Source organism: Endozoicomonas sp. YOMI1, from assembly GCF_024606345.1.
GTDB lineage: Bacteria > Pseudomonadota > Gammaproteobacteria > Pseudomonadales > Endozoicomonadaceae > Endozoicomonas.
Genome location: NZ_JAHHPM010000431.1, coordinates 1 through 3340 on the forward strand (window position 1 = coordinate 1; position 3340 = coordinate 3340).

General features: G+C 52.3%; 4 protein-coding genes. All 4 read right to left on the reverse strand.

The genetic code is table 11. The annotated features are described in order from the left end of the window. Positions 1-335 precede the first annotated feature (335 nt). The gene (yjgA, locus tag KDK15_RS15200) at positions 336-878 is read right to left on the reverse strand and encodes a ribosome biogenesis factor YjgA (protein ID WP_257296236.1); all 543 of its coding nucleotides are present in this window, start codon (positions 876-878) and stop codon (positions 336-338) included. Positions 879-1118: 240 nt separating this feature from the next. Further along, complete coding sequence (locus tag KDK15_RS15205) at positions 1119-2315, reverse strand: cysteine desulfurase-like protein (protein WP_257296239.1); 1197 nt, start codon at positions 2313-2315, stop codon at positions 1119-1121. Then, a complete protein-coding gene (locus KDK15_RS15210; protein WP_257296237.1) occupies positions 2219-3004 on the reverse strand; it encodes a 2OG-Fe dioxygenase family protein in 786 nt (261 codons plus the stop codon). Before KDK15_RS15210 ends, KDK15_RS15205 begins: the two co-directional genes overlap by 97 nt. Positions 3005-3020: 16 nt before the next feature. Next, positions 3021-3340, reverse strand: a 320-nt coding sequence (locus KDK15_RS15215; RefSeq protein ID WP_257296238.1) for a hypothetical protein, incomplete at its 5' end; no start/stop codon positions are given.

A 3340-nucleotide genomic window follows, 5' to 3' on the forward strand; every position in this document is an offset into this window, starting at 1 on the left:
TGTCGTCCTCGCTACGGGGTCGCCTAGACGGGCGCTATTCTCGGACAGCCTCCTAGTTTCCAGGGTCCTCCGTGGGAATGCATACCCGAAACTCGCTGTTAATGCAAAACCCCCATTAAAACCCCACGGTTCCTGACAAAAACAGGTTGTTTCACATCCTGCAAGCTCCGGTACGCAATCCCACGCAGAGCGTGGGAACGAGGGTGTGGGTTGCATGGGTATTGGCGCTTTTTTGCACCAGGCAGTATGACTTTTGAAGTCCCGGTGGTGACCGGAGAAATCCCGACTTACAAAAGGATAGGGGGGCAGGCTGGTTCAGCCTGTTATGGTGATCCTTAAAGCTCGTCCACTTCTCTCAGGTATTTGAACAGCTTTCGTGCCGCCGCCGGGGGCTTATCCTGAGACGCTTCTTTCCGGGCATTACGGACCAGCTGACGGATATGCTGGTGGTCAGCTTCAGGGTAGTGCTTCAGATATTCAGTTAATACAGTGTGACTGTCATCGTCATGGATAAGCTGGTCACGCCACCGCTCCAATTGATGAAACCGGCGGTTGTAATCTTCACTGGAGGAATCCAGCTGGTTAAGAAGCGCCATTATCGGCTCGATGTCCTGGTCAGCCATCAGTTTGCCAATAAAGCCCAGATGGCGCTTTCTTGCATTGTTGCTTTTGATGCGTTTGCTCTCATCCAATGCTGCACGCAGGCGATCATGCAGAGGCAACTTATCCAGCAATGCCGGTTTAAGTTCCATCAGCCGGGTACCCATGTTCTTAAGTTCCTCCATGTCCCGCTTCAGCTCAGATTTGCTGACATAGATGATTTCTTCGGTTTCTTCATCGTCCCAGGCTTCCTGGATGCGACGGCTCTTTTTACTCATAGAGAATGGCCATTGACGGGAATCTGCCTAACATTGTTTATGAGAAAGCAGTTCCATGGATGGAAAGATGGATTTCCCGATATTTTACTTCAGAATGCCTCTCAATTGGGATGTTTTTCCCCAACTGCTGTTGACGTTTTGTTGCGGGCTCAGCGTATCTGGGCGTTCCTATGGCGAGGCAGGGTATAAAGGACAGGTGTCTTGCAAAATAGGGCCACTGCTGATGCATCATCTGGTAAATCACGCAGCAATATCTTCCAGAACGTTAAGGACCCTGTCTATCTCTTCCAGCGTATGGTAGTGGACAAAGCCTATGCGCAGTAACCCATCCCGCTCCTGAAGGTTGAGCCGGTCAAGCAGGTCCAGTGCATAAAAATGGCCGGACCAGGAATAGATACCGTGCCGGGCCAGCAGTTGTGCCAGCCTGGCCGAGGATTGTCGATGGTGGGCCAAAGCAAACGTGGGGGTTCGGTTAACCGTGGTATCCGAGCCGTACAAGGTGAACCCGGCCATGTGCTTGAGACCGTCGAGAAACCGTTGCGACAACTGTTGTTCGTGTTCCTCGATCCAGTTTGCCGACGCCTGCAATCCCTTGCGGTCATGGTCTGAACCGGTGAGCCAGCCATGGTATTTAATACAGGCCAGCAATCCGGAAATCGCGGTAAAGTTCTGTGTTCCAGTCTCCCAGCACCAGGGTGGCTGGTCATTTGCTGCCCGGACTTTATAAGGCTTCAGGCTGACCAACAGTTCCGGCCGACCATACTGCACCCCCAGATAAGGACCGCAGAACTTGTAGGCCGAACAGGCCAGGAAATCGGCACCAAGGGCCTGCACATCCGGTAACCGGTGGGCGGTGTAGTGAACGGCGTCAACATGGACCAGGGCATTCACGGAATGTGCGGCCTTGATCAGTTCTGATGCCGGGGTGATGCTGCCGGTTACATTAGAGGCCAGGGTAAATGCCACCAGCCGTGTTCGGCCGGACAGCAGGCGCTCAAGCTCAGTGACGCTGAGATTTTGACTGGTGGTAAAATCCATCGTCCGGATCGTACATCCCCGTTCTTCTGCCGCCAGCACCCAGGGGGTGATATTGGCGTCATGGTCCAGCGATGAAACAATAATCTCATCACCCTTTTGCCAGGTTCTGGCTATGGCTCTGCTCAGTGCCAGGGTCAGGGAGGTCATATTGGCACCGAAGGCAATGCTGTCAACAGGGGCATTTAATAACTGCCCTGCGGCCTCCCTGGCCTGCTCCAGCAGTGCCATGGTTTCTTCACTGGTGGCAAAAAAACCACCCAGATTGGCGGTACCCGTTTGCTGGTAATCCGACATGGCATTGATCACCGATATAGGAACCTGGGTACCTCCCGGGGCATCAGAATAGACTGCCCGGTGGTTTCCTTCGAGCCGCTCAAGGGCTGGAAATTGCTGTCGGATACGCTGGAGGTTGGTTGAAGTATGTTGTTTTTCCACTGTTCATCCTCCAGGCTTACCGTAATAACGAAAACATCCCGATGCCCGGAGACCTCGCCACTGCTGACCTGAATAGCAGAGGTATAGTGATAGACCCGTCGATCATTACAGTAAACAATATCCGCGGGCAACAGCGTAGAATTATAGGCAGGTTTTTGTTCCGGATGATAAAAAATTCCGGTATCTGCACCCTCGACGTTTTTGCGGGCAACGCACAGAATGGCGATCAGGTCGAAGCCGTCCTGGTGAATGCCCTCCGGCACCGGCAAGCCGTGATCAGCGCCAGAGCAGGTGATCCGGATTTGATGCACGCCATAAACGGTACGCGCCGGATTAAGACCGAAAAAACCGTTTACCTGCCTGAACAGGGACTGAAATTCCGGCAGCTCCGTCAAGGCTGGTTCAATTTCAGCAAACTCCCGCAGGATGTCGCCACTGAGGTAATTGACCGAACGGGACTGGACAAAGTCATCGTGGGGTAATCTTTCCAGGCACTCTGCAGGCCCGGTAAACCGGGAGTAGCGGCGAAAACGGTAGTCACCATTGACATAAGGGTCAGCGGGAAGATTGGCAAAATAAGGCGCAAAAGCGTTCAGGTCAATATCGGTCAATCGCTGATGTGAAAAGGTAAAATCAGGTGAAATAAGAGCCATGGTCACCCTCCTGCCATTACTGATGTTGTTCTATACACAGTGTCTGCAACATAATAGACGACCTAATCGCTTGTTGTTCACATACGCTACGTGCACTACCTGTTGAAGCTGGCAATAGTTTTTTTGCCTGTTTGGCATCAGCTGCCATTTCCTCTGAATGGTCATTCTCCGTGCTGACGCTTGAGATCATCTGTATTGCCCAGCTTAAGGTATTGCATGAAACGCCAGTTAGCTTAAATAAATTAGCAAAATCGTCGTAAACCCTCGCCCAATCGGGCGGGGATATAAGTGCGCCGTGTAAACGGTGTATTGGAGTGCCACAAACGTGGCTGAGAT

Bases quoted from the DNA above. Each gene is read 5' to 3' on its own strand.
- yjgA (WP_257296236.1), bottom strand. From the start codon at position 878: ATGAGTAAAAAGAGCCGTCGCATCCAGGAAGCCTGGGACGATGAAGAA.
- KDK15_RS15210 (WP_257296237.1), bottom strand. From the start codon at position 3,004: ATGGCTCTTATTTCACCTGATTTTACCTTTTCACATCAGCGATTGACC.